At 67.6% G+C, this 17,090-nt stretch carries 11 protein-coding genes; 6 read left to right on the top strand and 5 right to left on the bottom strand.

The features are described from left to right. Positions 1–47 precede the first annotated feature (47 nt). Positions 48–1,004, top strand: coding sequence for a DUF4429 domain-containing protein (locus ACGFSA_RS04200; RefSeq protein ID WP_393299377.1), 957 nt, complete (start codon positions 48–50; stop codon positions 1,002–1,004). Between the two features lie 123 nt (positions 1,005–1,127). Here ACGFSA_RS04200 and ACGFSA_RS04195 read toward each other — a convergent pair whose 3' ends face one another. From ACGFSA_RS04195 to ACGFSA_RS04180, 4 genes are all read right to left on the bottom strand, one after another. Then, the gene (locus ACGFSA_RS04195; protein ID WP_393299374.1) at positions 1,128–2,141 is read right to left on the bottom strand and encodes an aldo/keto reductase; all 1,014 of its coding nucleotides are present in this window, start codon (positions 2,139–2,141) and stop codon (positions 1,128–1,130) included. Next, the gene (locus ACGFSA_RS04190; protein WP_393299371.1) at positions 2,141–2,602 is read right to left on the bottom strand and encodes a MerR family transcriptional regulator; all 462 of its coding nucleotides are present in this window, start codon (positions 2,600–2,602) and stop codon (positions 2,141–2,143) included. Before ACGFSA_RS04190 ends, ACGFSA_RS04195 begins: the two co-directional genes overlap by 1 nt. A gap of 385 nt (positions 2,603–2,987) precedes the next feature. Then, the gene (locus tag ACGFSA_RS04185) at positions 2,988–3,434 is read right to left on the bottom strand and encodes a hypothetical protein (RefSeq protein WP_393299368.1); all 447 of its coding nucleotides are present in this window, start codon (positions 3,432–3,434) and stop codon (positions 2,988–2,990) included. Next, positions 3,431–9,802 carry an RHS repeat domain-containing protein gene (locus tag ACGFSA_RS04180; protein ID WP_393299365.1) on the bottom strand — a complete coding sequence of 2,124 codons (6,372 nt, stop codon included), beginning with the start codon at positions 9,800–9,802 and terminating at the stop codon, positions 3,431–3,433. The genes ACGFSA_RS04185 and ACGFSA_RS04180 overlap by 4 nt, the downstream gene beginning before the upstream one ends. 465 nt (positions 9,803–10,267) lie before the next feature. Here ACGFSA_RS04180 and ACGFSA_RS04175 point away from each other — a divergent pair, with 465 nt between their 5' ends. From ACGFSA_RS04175 to ACGFSA_RS04160, 4 genes are all read left to right on the top strand, one after another. Continuing rightward, positions 10,268–12,322 (top strand): hypothetical protein, encoded by a 2,055-nt coding sequence (locus ACGFSA_RS04175; protein ID WP_393299362.1) that lies wholly within the window; start codon positions 10,268–10,270, stop codon positions 12,320–12,322. Then, the gene (locus ACGFSA_RS04170; RefSeq protein WP_393299359.1) at positions 12,229–13,353 is read left to right on the top strand and encodes a hypothetical protein; all 1,125 of its coding nucleotides are present in this window, start codon (positions 12,229–12,231) and stop codon (positions 13,351–13,353) included. Before ACGFSA_RS04175 ends, ACGFSA_RS04170 begins: the two co-directional genes overlap by 94 nt. A gap of 106 nt (positions 13,354–13,459) precedes the next feature. Continuing rightward, on the top strand, positions 13,460–14,281 hold the full coding sequence (locus ACGFSA_RS04165; protein ID WP_393299356.1) for a serine hydrolase domain-containing protein: 822 nt from the start codon (positions 13,460–13,462) through the stop codon (positions 14,279–14,281). A 197-nt stretch (positions 14,282–14,478) separates the two neighbouring features. Beyond that, positions 14,479–15,069, top strand: coding sequence for a GNAT family N-acetyltransferase (locus tag ACGFSA_RS04160; protein WP_393299353.1), 591 nt, complete (start codon positions 14,479–14,481; stop codon positions 15,067–15,069). 1 nt (position 15,070) lies between these two features. Here the strand turns inward: ACGFSA_RS04160 and ACGFSA_RS04155 are convergent, their stop codons facing one another. Continuing rightward, a complete protein-coding gene (locus ACGFSA_RS04155) occupies positions 15,071–15,727 on the bottom strand; it encodes a pirin family protein (RefSeq protein ID WP_393299350.1) in 657 nt (218 codons plus the stop codon). 128 nt (positions 15,728–15,855) lie between these two features. Here ACGFSA_RS04155 and ACGFSA_RS04150 point away from each other — a divergent pair, with 128 nt between their 5' ends. After that, positions 15,856–17,055, top strand: coding sequence for a PucR family transcriptional regulator (locus ACGFSA_RS04150; RefSeq protein WP_393299347.1), 1,200 nt, complete (start codon positions 15,856–15,858; stop codon positions 17,053–17,055). Positions 17,056–17,090 lie beyond the last annotated feature (35 nt).

Genomic DNA, 17,090 nt, shown 5'->3' with positions numbered 1-17,090 from the left:
ATACGCCGAGGGGGACGTGCGGGCAAGTGCCACATACGATGAGGCACATGGGTGATGTGCTGGCGGGAATTCATGCCACCTGGGAGTTCGACACCGACTCCGTGCTCATCCGCTTCGAACGGGGTATTCGCACGCCGAAGCTCTTCCAGAGCCTGCGTGAACGCCGCATTCCGCATGCGGCGTTGTCGTCGGTGACGCTGACTCCGGGCAAGCGGGGCACGGTGGTGCTGCATGCGGTGCCGAGACCCGGCGCCGATCCCCTGCTGGAGGCTGCGGCAGGGCAGCTGAAGGACGGCTGCGATCCGTACCGGCTGGTGCTGCCCGCCGAACGCGAGACGCTCGCCGAGTACTACGCGGACGAGCTGCGCGCACTGCTCGGAGCGGACGCGGGGGAGCCCGCCGAACGTTTCATGGTCGCGGCCCCCGAGGCGCCGATGCAGTTCAAGGCGTACGACGGCCGGGCCAGCTTCGACGGGGACCGGATCTCCTTCCGCTGGTTCTGGACGGGTGCCTCCACGGCGAAGTGGAAGGCGGGCGACCAGACGTTTCCGGTCACCGAGCTGTGCGGGGTCGAGTGGCGGTCGCCCGAGGCGTTCGGCGGCTACCTGCGGCTGGTCCCGCGAGGTGCCGGGAGTGCGGTTTCCCTGGCGGGCGCGGAAGGTGCGGCCGCGGAGGGCGGGGCGCCCCGTCCGGACGCCGCACCCGGTCCGCAGGCAATGACCCCGCGGGCCGCCCAGGCCGATCAGGACCCGGCCGCGGTGACCTTCGGGCTCGGCTACGGCCCGGTGCACGAGTCGCTGCCGTTCGCCGCCGCCGTCCTGGAATCCGTACGCAGGAACCAGTCCGCCCCCGTGGCGGCAACCGCCGTCCTGGCGGGCGCGGGGCGCCGCGATCCGGCGGACATCGCCGAGCGGATCCGGCACCTCGGGGAACTCCACCGGGCGGGACTCGTGACGGACGACGAGTTCAGCGCGAAGAAGGCCCAGCTGCTCGCGGAGCTGTAGCGGCGTGCGGCGATCCCGCCGCACGACCGGATCGGCCGGCTGCTGCACCGTCCACTGGTGTGGGCTCCGGTCGCCGTGTTCGCGCTGGGGATCGCGTAGCGGGGCGGCCGGCGCCGCCGCCGGTTACTCGCGCGCCGCCGACGTCGAGCTCATGTCCGGGTAGCGGTCCCCTGCGACCAGGCCGGCGATCGGCTCCAGCACGGCCAGCTCCTCCGGCGTGAGGGTGAGCCGGGTCGCCCCGACGTTCTCCAGCAGCCGGCTGCTCTTGCGGGTACCCGGGATCGGCACCACGGTCAGGCCGTGCACCTGGGCCCGCTGCTGCACCCACGCCAGCGCCACCTGCGCGGCCGAGGCCCCGTGCGCGGCCGCGATCTTGTGGACGGGTTCCAGCAGCGCGGCGTTGGTCTTCGCGTTGTCGCCGGTGAAGCGCGGCTGGTACTGGCGGAAGTCTTCCTTCGACAGGTCCTTGCCCGCGTCCGCGAACGCCCCGGTCAGGAAGCCGCGGCCGAGCGGCGAGTACGGCACGAACGTCACCCCGAGCTCGACGGCGGCCGGCACGGCACTGCGCTCGACGTCCCGGCTGAAGAGCGACCACTCGGACTGCAGGGCGGCGATCGGGTGCACGGCGTACGCCTCGCGCAGTTCCGCGCCGGTGACCTCGCTCAGCCCGAGCTGCTTGACCTTGCCCTGCTGGACCAGCTCGGCCATCGCGCCGACGGACTCGGCCAGCGGGACGGCCGGGTCACGGCGGTGCATGTAATAGAGATCGATGACGTCCGTGCCGAGGCGGCGCAGGCTGTCCTCGACGGCCTGGCGGATGTACCCGGGGTCGTTGCGCACGCCCCGGTACTGCGGGTCATCGGTCCGCTCTATGGCGAACTTCGTGGCGAGGGTGATCTCGTCCCGGTGCGCTCCGACGAACGGGGCCAGGAACGTCTCGTTGGCGCCGCTCCCGTAGATGTCCGCGGTGTCGAAGAGGGTGACGCCCACGCTCAGCGCCGTCTCCAGGGTTTCGCGGGCCGCGGTCTCGTCGGTGTTCCCGTAGAACTCGCTCATGCCCATGCAGCCGAGTCCCTGCACGCCGACCTGCGGGCCGTCGTGTCCCAGCTCCACTGTGACGATCTTGTTGTCAGTCATCAGGCACAAGGCCTTTCCGGCGCCCGTCGGGCACTCGCATAGAAGTCGATCTTGTGGTCGAGGACGGCGAGGGTGTCCTGGAGCTCCGCGATCCGCGTCCTCACATCGCGACGGGTCGCCTCCAGCAGCTCCTGCCGTTCCTCGAACGTGTGCTCGCCCTCACGCAGCAGCTCCGCATACCGGACCATGTCGGCGACCGGCATCCCGGTCAGCCGCAGCTTGCCGACGAAGGCCAGCCAGTCGAGGTCGCGATTGGTGAAGCGGCGCTGACCGGTGTGGGACCGGTCGACGTGCGGCATCAGCCCGATCCGCTCGTACCAGCGCAGCGTGTGGGCGGTGAGCCCGGTGAAGGCCGCGACCTCGCTGATGGTGTAGCGGTCCTGACCCTCGGGGCGCGGATGAGCCCTGGGTGCCGATGCGCATGCGTCCGTCCCTGCGGAAGTGCTCTCCATCACCGTCATGACCTCCACGCTAGAACCTTGGAGTGCACTCGAAGCAAGCGCAAACGGCGACGGGTTTCGGGCGGGTGGCGGGGCGGCCCGGCCGCCCCGCCACGTGGCACGGAGGAATACCCACGCACCGACTGCGGGCGAGGAACTCACCCGGGGACGCCGGGCGCCTACGGGTTCAGGATGGCGCGGACCGCGACATTATCCGCTTCGGCAACCAGGATTCCGATCTCCACCCCCGAGCCGACCGGTAATGCAGCACGACCAACCCACCTCCCCAACTGAATTCCGCCTTTAAGTAGGTTGCTTCAGGAACAGCGACCCGATCACGAAGGACCGACTCGCGCCTACGGCGAACGCAACACTCTGGGGAATCCCAACGTTTGACGCATTCAACTCACTGACGTTGATCCCTTTTGTGCTTCCTTCCAAAAAATGAAGAACACACGCCCAAAATCATGACGAGCACTCCGTAAGCGATCATCGCCTCTTCGAGTCGTTCAAGAAATCTCCCCTCACTGGAATTCATCACCAGAAGGAGAATTCCTGAGACCGAGAAAACCAGCCCGACCCATACCGCCGGAAAGTTGAATCGATCACCCTCGCCGGCCGGTCGTCGCCCGGACGTGGAGGTCCCCGACATCTCGCCCTCATCCCTCTTCTGATTTCTTGCGACAGCCCAAGGAATGAGCGGCGCAACTATCAGTCCTACGCCGGCCGCTTGCCACGGCGGCCCGAGGGTGAGCGCCAATGCCGTGACCGCACAGACCCACACACCGATACCGGCGAGAACCAGGTAGCCGACGAAGCCCCGAGAGGAGGCGGACTTACGGATACGTCTCACCTGCCCGCCCATTTGGTGCCGAATCCCATGTGATTCACCACCTGCCTTCCGTTCAGGCCACCCTTCCAGAAACGCCCGCCGTTCCTCCATGCCGAGGAGAACAGAGTGGACACCGAATGGTAGGGGCTTGTCGGACTCATGAGCATTCCCGCTTTACTCAGTGCGGTTGCTCCACCGACCGTCGCAGCACCTATCGATGCCGACTGCACGTAACCCTCCGTAGTGTGTTGCCCGCCGGACAACCCATAGGTTGCAATTCCTTGTGTGGCCCCGATTGCCGCGCTCAGGAGAATTCCACCGGCACCAGCACATATTCCGGCGGTCGCGATGGTGCATGCAACCGCTACCACTGTGCCAACAATTATTACTACCCCTTGAGCTATTCCACGCCAGTGATCCTTCGCGAAGCCTCCAACAGCGCTGGCAGCACCAGCCACTCCGGATACGACTCTCCCTCCGGAGTTGTTCCAGATTCCCTTCCAGAATCCCTCTTCGTGTTTGTTGTTCTCCTGCTGTTCCAGCGCACGCTTGAGATCCGCTGCCCGTTTCTGTGCATCCGCTTGTTGCTGAGAGCCCGACTTGTTTCCGGAGCAGCTGGCGGACATGCTGCCGCCGTAGCAGTACTTGGGGCCGTCGATGGCCGCTGCGAGCTCGGCGGACCGGCGCCGGCCTTCCACGCTGTTGTGGTCCGGGTTCACCGCGGTGCAGCTGGCTGACATGTTGCCGGTGTAGCAGTTGCTCTTGGGCGGGGTCGGGGGTGCGCAGCTGGCGGACATGTTGCCGCCGTAGCACCTGGAGTTCTCGCCGGTGGGGTCGGAGTAGGTGGCCGGGTTGTTGCTGCCGTACTGGTAGGCATTGTGCTGGACCGGGTCGTCGACGACCAGGAGCGGGTCCACGGAGATGAACCGGCCGAGTGTCGGGTCGTACTCGCGGGCGCCCAGGTGTGTCAGCCCGGTCGGGTCGGTCGTTCCGTCCACGAAACCGTGACTGCCCGGCCAGCTTGTACCCGTGCTGGCACGTGCACCGCCGAAGGGAAGTTGCTTGCGCCGAGTGACCAGCTGGCCCGCGCCCATGGCGACTGCGACGAGCGCGGTGCCCTGCTGGTCGCCGAACAGGAGGGATATTCCGGCGTTGGTCCGGACGGCTACTGTCTCGCCACCGTGGGTGTAGTAGCGGGCCGCCGTCTTGACGCCGGCCGAGGTCGTCGTCAGCTCGTTGCCTCCCGGCAGGTACGCCGTCGTGCTGCCGTCGGCGTTGCGGGCCAGGATCCGGTTGCCGTCGGTGTCATAGACATAGGACGTCGTCTTGCCGCCCTCGGTGACCGTGTCGAGGTTGCCCTCTGCGTCCCAGGTCATTCCCTGATTCCGTGAACCGCCCTTGCGCGTCTCGGTATTACCGGACGCGTCGTAGGTGAAATTCTCCGTCTTGCCATTGTCCGGACCACCAGTCGTGGAGACGGAGCGCAGGGCGTGGGGGGTGTCCCCCGGCTTTCCGGGCGTGTACGTGCGAGTGACATCGGAAGCGCCCGATGTGACCGCGTGCCGGGTCTCCTTGGTTCGGTTGCCCATCATGTCGTACTCGTAGGTGTGCCAGTAGGCATCCGGTCCACCCACCGTCTCTGCCGACGGCTTCTTCTTGCAGTCGTCGGACGCGTTCTTGGTGGTCCAGGCATCCGTCATCTGCCGCAGTGCGTCGATGCCGAAGCACTGGGTGTCGGTCACCGCTGCCGCGTCCTGGCCGGACGTGCTTGATATCCGGGTGGTGTTGCCCGCCGCGTCGTAGGAGTACTTCGTCGCCTCGATCCTCAACGCCTCGTCACCGTCGAGGGTGCGTCCGGTCAGCTCGCCCGTGTGCTCGTCCCACTGCTGCGTGTTGTAGACCTTGTGTCCGAGCGTGCCGTACTCGGTCCGGACCGGCCTGGAGAACACGTCGTACGAAGTGGCGTTGACGAGGACGGTCGAACCCGCGGTGGTCTTCTGCGGGAGATCGCCCTCACCGTAGACCGTGGTCTGACGCTCGCCGGGGAGGCCGCCGGCAGCGGGGTGCTTCACCCATTCCTGAGTACCTGTGTACTGGTTGTAGCCGTATGTCCAGGTGTACGAGCCGGCCAGCGCGCCCGCGGAGTCCGGCAGCGTGGCCGTCGTCGAGGTGGGCTGGTAGCGGTCGTCGTAGCTGTCGACCTGTGTGGTGTAGGCCTTGCCGTTCTCGTAGCGGGTGCTGGACGACGGCTGTCCCTTGGCGACGGTGTCGTACATCCACGAGGCGCGTAGCGTCGAGCCCTGTTTCAGCTCCTTCTTGCGTCCCAGTTCGTCGTATATGGTGGTCAGTTCGCCGCCGCGGGCGTCGACGACCAGGTTCGGCCGGTCCGCGTCGTCGTATTCGGTGCGGGTGAAGCCCTTGTCCGGGTCGTCGGCGGTGTGCTGACGGCCACGTGCGTCGTACGTCCAGGTCCAGGTACCCGCGGGGTCGGTCATCTCCGCGAGACTGCCGTGCTTTTCGTACGCGTAGGTGGTGGTGCGGAACTCGGTGCGCTGGGCGTTGGTATAGGTGCGCAGTTCGCTCTTGCGACCGAGAGCGTCTTCGATGGTCGTGGTCGCGGTGCCGCCCACGGGCGGTATGACCGTGGTGCGGTCGCCGCCGTACACGGTGGTGGTGCGCTTGGTTTCGTCACCGAACTTACGGGAGATCGCTGCCACGGTACGCGTCGCGCCGTCGAAGAGGTTCTCCACAGACGCGGGAACCTTGCTGTCGTCACCGCTCGCCAGCGTCGCGGACGGGGCGCCTGCGGCGTAGTAGGGGCTGTACGTCTTCCAGGCCTGGCCACGGGTGTCGTACAAGATCTCGCTCACCAGTCGTCCGGCGGGTGCGCCGACGGCCGGTGACTGAGTCTCGCGGGGGCGCAGCAAACCGTCATAGAACGTGTACGTGCTGGCGTACGAGCCGTCGAACTGCATGGCCTTCGCCGTCACCACACTGGGCTTTGACTTGGTGACGCTGTAGGCGTACTCGGTGGAAGGCAGCTTGGGGTAGGCCGACTTGGACCAGCCCGGCTCCCACACCTTGATGACTCTGCCGAGCGCGTCGTAATCGATGTCCGCCCGCTTGCCGTTGGCGTCGACGACCGCGGTGGTCACTCCGCGTACCGGGTCGGTGAAGGTGGTGTTGGCCTGTTCGAGAATGTTGGTGGCGACGGTCTGGTTCGGCGACTGGCCGGTGGGCGGCTTGTACTCGGTGGTGATGGTGGACTTGGCGGCGTCGGTGGCGGAGGTCTGGCGTCCGTAGTCGTCGTATCCGGCCTTGCTGACGGTCACGAAGCCGGTGCCGGCACCGTCGTTCTCGTCGCGCCGGGTCTCGTCCCCCTTGGTCGGTCCGGCGCCGAGCGTCGTGGAGTTGTCGTAGTAGTAGCGCTTGGTGGAGATCAGATCGGCGGGCAGGCTCGGGGTGGTGCCGCAGAGCTTGGCCACCACCTTCGACTCGGCGACCAGGTCAAGGATGTTCGCGCCGGTGTTGCGGGCGTACGAGGCGGTGGTGCACTGTTCGTCGCCGCTCTTGCCGGTGTCTCCGGTCTCGGAGAGGGTTTTGACCCTGCCGTAGGAGTCGAACTCCCGATCCGATTCGGTGCGCCGCAGCTTCCCGCCGTCGATCGTGGTGCGGTTCTGTTCCTTCTGCACCGCGGTCCGGTAGGCGTAGACCTTCGGCAGGCTGTCGGCGCGTGTGTGGGTGGCGGTCGCGGACGAGTGCCAGGGCGTGTAGCCGGTGGCCGAGACGAGAGCGCCGCCCGAACCGTTGTAGGTGGCCTCCTCGCGCGTCATGCCGGCGAAGGCCTCGTGGTCATCGATCGTGTTGCCTTCGCCGTCGGCGACCTTCGCGCCGGGGATGCCGCGGAAGTAGCGGGTCTCGGTCAGGGACTGGATGCCCTGGACGGGGTCTCCGGTGCGTGTCTGTACGAGCCCGTAGCCCTTGCGGTCGCCGTAGGTACGCTCCTCGGCCTTGGTGAGCTCGTCGTCGTCCTTGGCCCAGGCGAGCCCGCCGGAGTAGGAGTAGTCGGTCCGCTTGACCGGGGCGCCGGCGACGTTGTCCGACTCCAGCATCTGGGTGACCACATAGGAGTGGAACCAGTCTGCGTAGGGCTTGTACTCCGCTGCGGGGGCTTCCGGCGGGGACCAGATCACCGGATAACAGCGTTTCGTGTTCGCCGACGGGCTGGGCAGGCTTCCCGCCTTGCAGTCCGCGCCGGAGTAGGTGACGCCGATGGTGCCGCCGGACTCGGTGTCGATCGCGTAGACGCGGTAGCGGTTGTACGCGGGGATCACGTCCACCGCGCCTTCCACGCGGTTGGGAAGCTGCTGACCCCGGAACGTCACTGCGGGGAGCGTCGTGTCACCCGCGGTGTGTCCGGTACGCGTGATGGAGGACAGCCACAGGGGAGGGTCGGTGCCGTCCCCGGTCGGGGGGAACGTCTGCGTCAGGGCCCAGGAGTCGGCCTTCTTGTACGCGCCGTCGGAGAGCGCCGACGTGGTGATCCGGGTGAGGCGTTTGCGGCTGAAGTACGTGGGCGAGGAGTTGCCTTCGCAGGTGTCGCCCTCGGCGCAGGACTGGTCGAACGGGGTGTCCGGCCAGTTCTTGGCATTGGTCTTGGTGAACTTGCCCGTGGCGCAGTCGAATGTGTCGGTGGGCAGGCACCGCTCGGCGACCTCGAAATCGACCTTGGCCACGGCCTTGTCGGCGTACACGCGGTTCGAGCGCAGACCGTATTCGATGCGCTTGAGGTAGCCACCGCGGGTGTAGCTGGTCATCGTGCCCTTGTACGTCGTCGGGTCGATGTTGCGCTGGTAGTAGTTGGACTCCTTCGCCCAGTAGTAGGCCATGGCGTTGCCGTGGGGGTCGACGACGTAGTCCAGGTTCCAGCGCCATGCCTGCTGGCACCAGGAGTCCTTGAAGGCGGTGGCGTGGCAGTCCTCCCCGGCGTGGTTGCCGAATACCGGCACCGTCCAGGTGGAGTCGGTCTCGTCCTTGCCCGTGCTCCAGCCGGGCAGGCGGTTGTAGCCGAAGTGGTACTGGGTGCCGTCCGGGGTGGTCACCAGCCAGTACTCGCCGTCGTTGTCGCCATTGCCGCGGTCCGCACTCTTGAGAAGGACGACCCGGGTGCCGTCGTCGTCCTTCTTGTGCCACTCGTCCTTGTGGGCCGCGTCCGGGGTGTCGTCCTTGACCAGCTCACTGGAGGAACCGTTCATGGAGAGCGTGGCGTTGTTCGTCTTCCAGCACTGGTCCCCGACACGGGTGGTGTTGTTCCCGTTCTTCTTGTCGTCCTCACAGGCCACGTAGCGGCGCTCGATGAAGCCCGGTGACATCGACCAGCCGTCGCCGATCCAGTTGGCCTGGTTGTTCGTGGCGGCGGTGCGGCCGTCGACGTCCTGCGAGGAGTAGGTCAGTCCCAGATTGGGTTCCAGGCCGCCCGGAACGGCGGGGGTTTCGATGTCGTACGCCCATGAGAAGCCGCCTGACGAGCCACCGGCGTTCCACCGGCCCGAAGGTGCAAGTGACGTGGCGGTGAACTTCCCCGCAGCGCCGGCGGGAGCGGCCGTCACCGCGAAGAGAGTGGTGTCAGGGGATGCGGCAACGCCTGTGGCGGAGCGTGTTGCGGAGGATTCCGGCTGCACCAGCTGCTCGGTGTCCAGTTCAGCGGAGGCCACGACCTCCGTGTCGACCTCGGCCGAGAGTGTGCTGCGCCTGGGGTCGTTGACCGTCTTGACGGCGGCGCCCGGCGCGCAGCCCTTCTTGCCCGGGGTAGTCAGGGCGCAGGCAGGAACCTGGCGCAGCGTCAGCCGGGAGGCCCAGTCGCCGCCGTACATTCCGGCAAAACTCGCGTAGTTGAGCTGAACGCCCACCCGTTCCTTGCCGTCCTGGCTGCCGTGCCCCTTCAGGGCGATCACCACACCATTGATGCGGGCTGCCTCCGCAGTCGCCCGGTCCAGCACCTGCACCTGCACCTGGTCGGCCGCCATACGCGTCCGCGTGCCGTTCTTCGGAGCCGCGATCGCCACCGGCAGTGACCCCGCGCTCGCGGACTTCGACCTCCTGCCGACCGCGGGCGTGTCCAGCGTCACGGAACCGGCCTTGGGCCAGTGTGCCTTGGCATTCGGCTTCCGGTGGGCCTGCGCGGTCTCGTCCGGCTTGTCCAGACCCTGCCGCTCGACACGGGAGACCGGCACAGGATCCGGCTTGGTCGGTTTCTGCAGCTCCACCTCTGCCGCAGCCGCCACCGGGCCACCGAGGAGTGCGAGGACGAGATAGGCCACCAGGGACAGCGCGATGACCCGGATGCCCCTGTCGTATCTGCCACGCGCTCGTACTGATCGATCGAACACTGCCGGGCGTATACCGGACATCCATTCCCCCCACAGGAACTTCACAATGCCAAAGATCCGCGAACGGTAACACACGGCGTGGGGCAAGCAAAGGGGGAAATCAAAACACCTCGAAGAATGCATCGATCGAGAAACTTGCGGTATCACCTCTCGGAATCATCCGCCGCTTTTTTCAAGACAAAAATCTCACGCCCCCTCCAGAAGGGAGTGCCGCCAACTGCGGCCAAATCGCCGCCAGCACAGGCATGTTGGCGCGATCCGGACTCTGAAAATCCCCCATAGTCGACAATCCCACACGTCTTTTCAATCTACCCACAATATCGATCTATCAGATGTAGCAAAATCTCTTCAGCGAGGCCATTAATCAGGCTGTAAGGTGCGCAGAATTCAGTGAAGTAACGGAAAGGAAGTGTGATGGCGAATCCTCCACCTCGGCAGAGACGTATCCCGTTTCTCCCCATATCCGTGGCGACAGCGCTGATCCTGGCGTTGACCGCACCGATGGCTGCCGCGATGCCTGCCGGGGATCGCGCCGCGCCCGTCGTACCGACGGACGAGCGAGCAGAGGTCACCGCTGAAGCCTCGGCACTCGCCGAGGCGAAGTCGACGGGCGAACCGGCCGAGATCCTGTCCCGCCGGACCGAGACCTCCCAGGTCTTCGCCAACCCGGAGGGATCATTCACTCAGGAGACCTACGCCCTTCCCCAGTGGGTCCGGAAGAACCACAAACTGGTCGACATCGACCCGACCCTCACCCCCACCGCCGACGGGACCCTGGTCACCAAGGCGACCGAGGTGGGCATCGCGTTCTCCGGCGGCGGCAGCGGGCCGCTGGTGACCATCACCCGCGACGGGCGAAGCATGTCGTGGTCCTGGCCGACGGCGTTGCCCACGCCTCAGGTCGATGGCAACACCGTGACGTATGCGGAGGTGATGGCGGGCGTCGACCTGAAACTGCGAGCCGGCGAGAGCGGCTTCGGTGAGCTTCTGGTGGTCAAGACGCCCGAGGCCGCGGCCAACCCGGCGCTGAAGAGCCTGGAGTTCAAGCTGGCCACCGATGGCGTGACCGTCGCCGCTGATGAACACGGCAACATGAGGGCCGTCAACCCCGCCGGGCAGGAGATCTTCACGGCCCCCACCCCGCGGATGTGGGACAGCTCCGTCCCTGCTGGTTCAGCCGCCGCACTGAGCGCATCCGGCCCTGCGGCTCAAGAGCCCCGCGGGGACGAGTTCGAGCCCGGAAACGGCGCGCTGGAGACGTCGATGCCGCTCAAGGTGGGCGCGGACACCCTCACCCTGGCCCCCGACCAGTCCCTGTTGACCGGCAAGGAAACGACCTACCCGGTATACCTGGACCCTTCGGTGAGCGGCTCGCGCGAGGCCTGGACCATCATCTACAAGAAGTACCCCGATGGCACGTTCTACAACGGAGCGGGGTGGACCAACTCCGACGGCTCCAAGGGAACATCGACCGCCCGGGTCGGCTACGAGAACCAGACCAACGGCACGGCACGTTCCTTCTTCCGCATGGACTCCAACAACCTGTGGAACACGGACAAGGTCATCTCCGCCTCCACCTTCCGGATCAAGAACAGCTGGTCCTGGTCCTGCACCAACCGCCCCGTGGAGACCTGGCTGACCGGATCCATCAGCTCGTCGACCTCGTGGAACAAGCCGCCTTCCTGGTCACGTCTGCTGAGCACGGTCAACGAATCCAAGGGATACAACTCGACCTGCCCGGGCGGAAATCTCGCCTTCGACGTGACGTCCGCCGCCAAGGACGCCGTCAGCAAGCACTGGGACAACATCACTCTCGGCATGCGCGTCCCCGTCGCCAGTGAGACCGATGTCTACGCGTGGAAGAAGTTCGACGCCAAGTCGGCGGTGCTGTCGACCACATACAACACCCGCCCCAAAGCCCCGACCGCCCTGGACACCATCCCCAGCACGAAGAACACCCAGGGCTGCGGTGACACCGCCCCGTACGGCCTGATCGGCAACACCGACATCTACCTCACCGCCAAGATCACCGACGGGGACGGCGGCACCGTCAAGGCCAAGTTCAATCTGTGGCCCACCGGCCACCACCCCAATGACGACCCCAACGGGGTCATCGTCGTCAACAAGACGCTCTCCGTCACCTCCGGCACCGTGGCCAAACTCAAGGTGACCAAGGCCGAGTTGACTCCGTACCTGTCCAAGGCGAACGGCAACTTCTCCTGGAAGGTCCAGGCCCAGGACAGCGCGCTCTCCTCGGACTGGACGCCTCCCGCGGGAAAGCCGGGCTGCCGCTTCGTCTTCGACCCCACCCGCCCGAGCAGCCCGCCCGGTGTCGACTCAAAGCAGTTCCAGACGGCAGCGACGGCTGGCCCGGCGTCACCGGAAGCGTCCGCACCGAAGGCACCTTCAGCATCACCAGCGGCGGAGTGGCCGATGTCACCAAGTACGAGTACTGGACCGACTGGGACTCCACCCGCAGGACCGCGACGCCCAGCACCAGCGGGGGCTCCGTCTCGGTGAAACTGACGCCGACCGCAGCCGGATCCAACCAGGTCTACGCCAAGAGCTACGACAAGGCGGGCAACTCCTCCGACACCACCGTCTACCTCTTCTACGCGAACGGCCCCAAAACCCCCGACAAGCCCGGCGACATCAACGGGGACGGCAACGCCGACCTGTGGGGCGTGGACAAGGACGGCACTCTGCGCCGCTTCTACGGGGCCGGCGACGGCACCGTGACCGAGGCGGCACTCACCGCCTCCAACTACACCTGGAACAACACACCGATCACCCACCGCGGCGACTGGAACGACGACGCCTACGAAGACCTCATCGCCCTGCGCCACGATGCGGCCCTGGGCACCGACCGCCTGTGGATGCATCCCAACAACGGGTACGGCTTCGCCTGCACCGACTGCGTCGACGGCAGGAACCGTGAGGAGCTGACCGTCTACGACCCCAACAACGACCACTGGCAGGGCGCGAGTCAGATCCTCGCCATCGGAGACGTGGACGGCCCCCTCGACACCGACGGGGACGGCACCATCGATACCCCGGGCTACCCGGACCTGCTGGTGAAGACCAGTGACCAGCTCTGGCTCTACTACGGTGCGCCCGACTACCGGCTCGACTCGTACCGCGATCCCGTCCTCCTTGCCGCCGGCGACGCCATGAGCGACGGTGGCTACACCCTCGCCAAGATCACCCTCGCAGCCCCGGGCGACTTCACCGGCGACGGCCAGGTCGACCTGGCCGCCCGCTTCGACATCGGCGGCGGGCTCTACCTCTACGACAGCATCAACCCCGACGGGCCCAACGGCCCCGACCAGGTCAACCCTGGCCACCGCGTCCTGCTGGCCACCGGCTGGACCACGGCGAACGTCCCTCTGTTCACCGCACCCCCCGACGCCAACAACAACGGCAAATTCGATCTCTGGGGCACCACCCCCGGCAGCGGAAGGCTCCGTTACTTCTCCGATTACATTCCGGGCGGCTACGGCCCGACCACGACTGCTTCCGAAGCCTTCACCGGCTACCAAGCCATCAGCTGACCTTTCGGTGACGAGGCAGTGTGCCCCCGCCGCACGACGGCGGGGGCGCGCTCGCCCTCGTCGGGCGGCCGGTGGCTCGACAGCCCCGCCCGTTACGCTCGTACGCATGCAGAGCCTGGCGATGATCGACAACTGGCCCGTCCCCACCGCGGCAGCAGCCGTCGTACGAGCGGACGGCACCGTCGTCGGCAGTCACGGCCCCACCACGCACCGCTTCCCGCTCGCCTCCGTCACCAAGCCGATAGCCGCCTATGCCGCCCTCGTGGCGTACGAGGAAGGCGCCGTCGAGCTCGACGAGCCGGCCGGGCCCGAGGGTTCCACCGTCCGGCATCTGCTCGCGCACACCAGCGGGCTCGCCTTCGACGAGCACCGGACGACGGCCGCACCGGGCACCCGGCGGCTCTATTCGAACGCGGGCTTCGAGGTACTCGGCGACCACATCGCCAAGGCCACCGACATTCCGTTCCCGGAGTACGTGCGCCAGGCCGTACTGGAACCGCTCGGGATGATCTCGACCACGATGGACGGCTCGCCCGCCAAGGACGGTGTCTCGACCGTCGACGATCTCGTGCGGTTCGCGGCGGAGGTGCAGGCGCCGCGGCTGCTCGACCCGCGTACAGTGCTGGCCGCGCAGACCGTCGTCCACCCCGGCCTGAAGGGTGTGCTGCCGGGCTACGGCCACCAGAACCCCAACGACTGGGGGCTCGGCTTCGAGATCCGGGACTCCAAGTCGCCGCACTGGACGGGCACCTCCTCGTCCCCGGCGACCTTCGGGCACTTCGGCCAGTCCGGTACGTTCCTGTGGTTCGACCCTGTCGCGGGTGCGGCCTGCGTCGCACTGACCGACCGGGCCTTCGGACCGTGGGCGGTCGAGGTGTGGCCGGCGTTCACGGACGCGGTGCTCGCGGAGCTCGGCTCCGGCCACTGAGAGACGTCACCCGTCGGCCGCTTTCGTGGCCCGGCACTCGAACCAGACTGTCTTGCCGCAGCCGTCGCGGCGCCTCTCCATACTCGTCATCGGCACGGACGCCTGGCAGGCGTTCGTGGACGGACTCCACTGAACCGCAGCCACCCGATTATCAGTTGCGGAGCTCACGGCCCGAGGAACCGCTACTCTCCTCGGCCATGGCCGACATAGTCCGCGCCGCCGCCTCCGACGTCCCGGCGCTCGCATCCGTACTCGCCAGTGCCTACGCCGAAGACCCCGTCTGGTCCTGGCTGATGCCGCGTGACCGGGACCGGAGGCTGCGGCTGCTGTTCAGCGCGCATCTGGCGCAGCAGGTCCCGGCGGGCCGGGTGTGGACCGACCCCGACCGCACGGTGGCGGCGGTGTGGGCGGAACCTGGTGAGTGGAAACTGCCAGTGAGCTATCGGCTGCGCAACGCGGGCACGCTCCTACGGGCGGGACGGGCCCAACTACCCCGGACTGGAATGCGGTTGCTCACCCTGGAGCACCGCCACCCGGCCGACCCCGCGCACTGGTACGTCGAGTACATCGGCACCCACGCGGACGCCCGCGGCACCGGGCGCGGGTCGCAGGTGCTCGGCGGGCTGCTTGAGCAGGCGGACGCCGGCGGGCGGCCGGTGTTCCTGGAGTCGAGCAACCGCCGCAATCTGACCTTCTACCGACGGCACGGATTCGCTGTGCAGGAGGAGATGACGTTTCGGGCCGGACCGCCGATGTGGTCGATGTGGCGCCGCGACACCGGCCGGTAGCTCAGGCCGACAGCTCCCAGATCAGCACCTCGGCCGCCCCCGCCGCCACCAGCTCCAGCCCCTCCTCGCCGGTGATCCGCACCGAGTCGCCCGGCGCCAGCTCCTCGTCGCCGATCCGCACGCCCCCGGCCACCACGTGGACGTACGCCCGCGCCGTGTCCGGCACCGCTGTGCGCTCCCCCTCGGCGAGTCTGCGCACGTGCAGCATCGCACCGGCTTCCGGGAGGGCGTACGGGGTGGAGTCGGCGATGCCGGGGACGATCGCGTACGAGGGTTCGCCGCCCGGTTCGAGCGGCGCCAGCCACATCTGAAGGAACGTCAGCGGAACGTCTCCGTCGTTGCGTTCGACGTGGCGTACGCCGGCCGCCGCGCTGAGGTGCTGGAGGTCCCCGGCCCGCACGACGGTCGCATGGCCGGCCGAATCGCGGTGGGTCAGCTCGCCCTCGACGACCCAGGTGACGATCTCCGTGTGGCTGTGCGGGTGTTCGTCGAAGCCCGCGCCGGGCGCGAGCCGTTCCTCGTTGCAGGCCAGGATCGCGCCGAAGCGCAGGTTGTCCGGGTCGTAGAAGGAACCGAAGGAGAAAGCGTGCCGGGACAGGATGCCGACGGCCTCGTCCCCGCCCGTGTACCGGTCGTCCGCGCGCTGTACGGAAATCACGGGTCCACCGTAGCCCGGCCCGGCGCCCCTGCGTCCCGGCCGGCGACCGGCCGTCCACTACTCGGCAGTACGACCCGCGGTGGCCCCGGCCCACCGTACCCGCGGCCCGATAAGGCAGTCTTGTCTCCGTGCCCCGATCCGATCCTGAGCAGCCTGCTGCGAATGACGCCCACCTGCATGCCGCGACCCTGAAGCGGCTGGAGCAGTCCTCCGGCCGGCTGGCCGCCAACGCGATCGCCCGCATGGACGAGTCGCTGCCCTGGTACCGGGCGATGCCACCGGAGAACCGGTCATGGATCGGCCTGGTGGCCCAGGCCGGAATCGCCGCCTTCACCGAGTGGTTCCGGCACCCGGAGACGCCGCAGGCCATCTCCACCGATGTGTTCGGTACGGCTCCGCGCGAGCTGACCCGGGCGATCACCCTGCGCCAGACCGTCGAGATGGTGCGCACGACGATCGAGGTCATGGAGGCCGCGATCGAGGAGGTCGCCGCGCCCGGCGACGAGTCGCTGCTGCGCGAGGCGCTGCTCGTCTACGCACGGGAGATCGCCTTCGCGACCGCCCAGGTGTACGCGCAGGCGGCCGAGGCGCGCGGCGCCTGGGACGCCCGGCTGGAATCGCTCGTGGTGAACGCGGTGCTGTCCGGGGAGGCCGACGAGGGCGCCGTCTCCCGGGCCGCCGCGCTCGGCTGGAACTCCCCCGAGCATGTGTGCGTGATCCTCGGTACGGCCCCCGACGGCGACAGCGAACTGACCGTCGAGGCGATCCGGCGCGCCGCCCGCCACGCCAAACTCCAGGTCCTCACCGGAGTGCTCGGCAGCCGTCTGGTCGTCATCGCGGGCGGCAGCGACAACCCGCTGCACGTCGCGAAGGCGCTGATCGGCCCGTACGCGGCCGGCCCGGTCGTCGCCGGGCCCGTGGTGCCCGACCTGCTGGCGGCCACCCGGTCCGCCCAGGCCGCCGCCGCCGGGCTCAAGGCGTGCGGTGCCTGGCAGGACGCACCGCGGCCGGTTCTGGCGGACGACCTGCTGCCGGAGCGCGCCATTGCGGGCGACCCCGCCGCGCGCGACCAGTTGGTGGAGGAGATCTACAGACCGCTGGAGGAAGCGGGCTCGGCGCTGTTGGAGACTCTGAGCGTGTACCTGGAGCAGGCGAGCAGTCTGGAGGGCGCGGCCCGGATGCTGTTCGTGCACCCCAACACCGTGCGCTACCGGCTTCGACGTGTGACAGACGTCACCGGGTGGTCACCCTCCGATGTCCGCTCGGCGTTCACGCTGCGAATCGCCCTGATTCTGGGGCGTCTGGCCGACAGGGATACCCAGCCCTAGACTTTTGTCGGACATCAACAATTCCCCCTACGGTT

Origin of the sequence: Streptomyces sp. NPDC048496 (assembly GCF_043200055.1) — a bacterium.
In the GTDB taxonomy this organism is placed as follows: Bacteria; Actinomycetota; Actinomycetes; order Streptomycetales; family Streptomycetaceae; genus Streptomyces.
The sequence above is the reverse complement of the archived record's forward strand: the minus strand, read 5'-3'. Positions and strand labels throughout refer to the sequence as shown.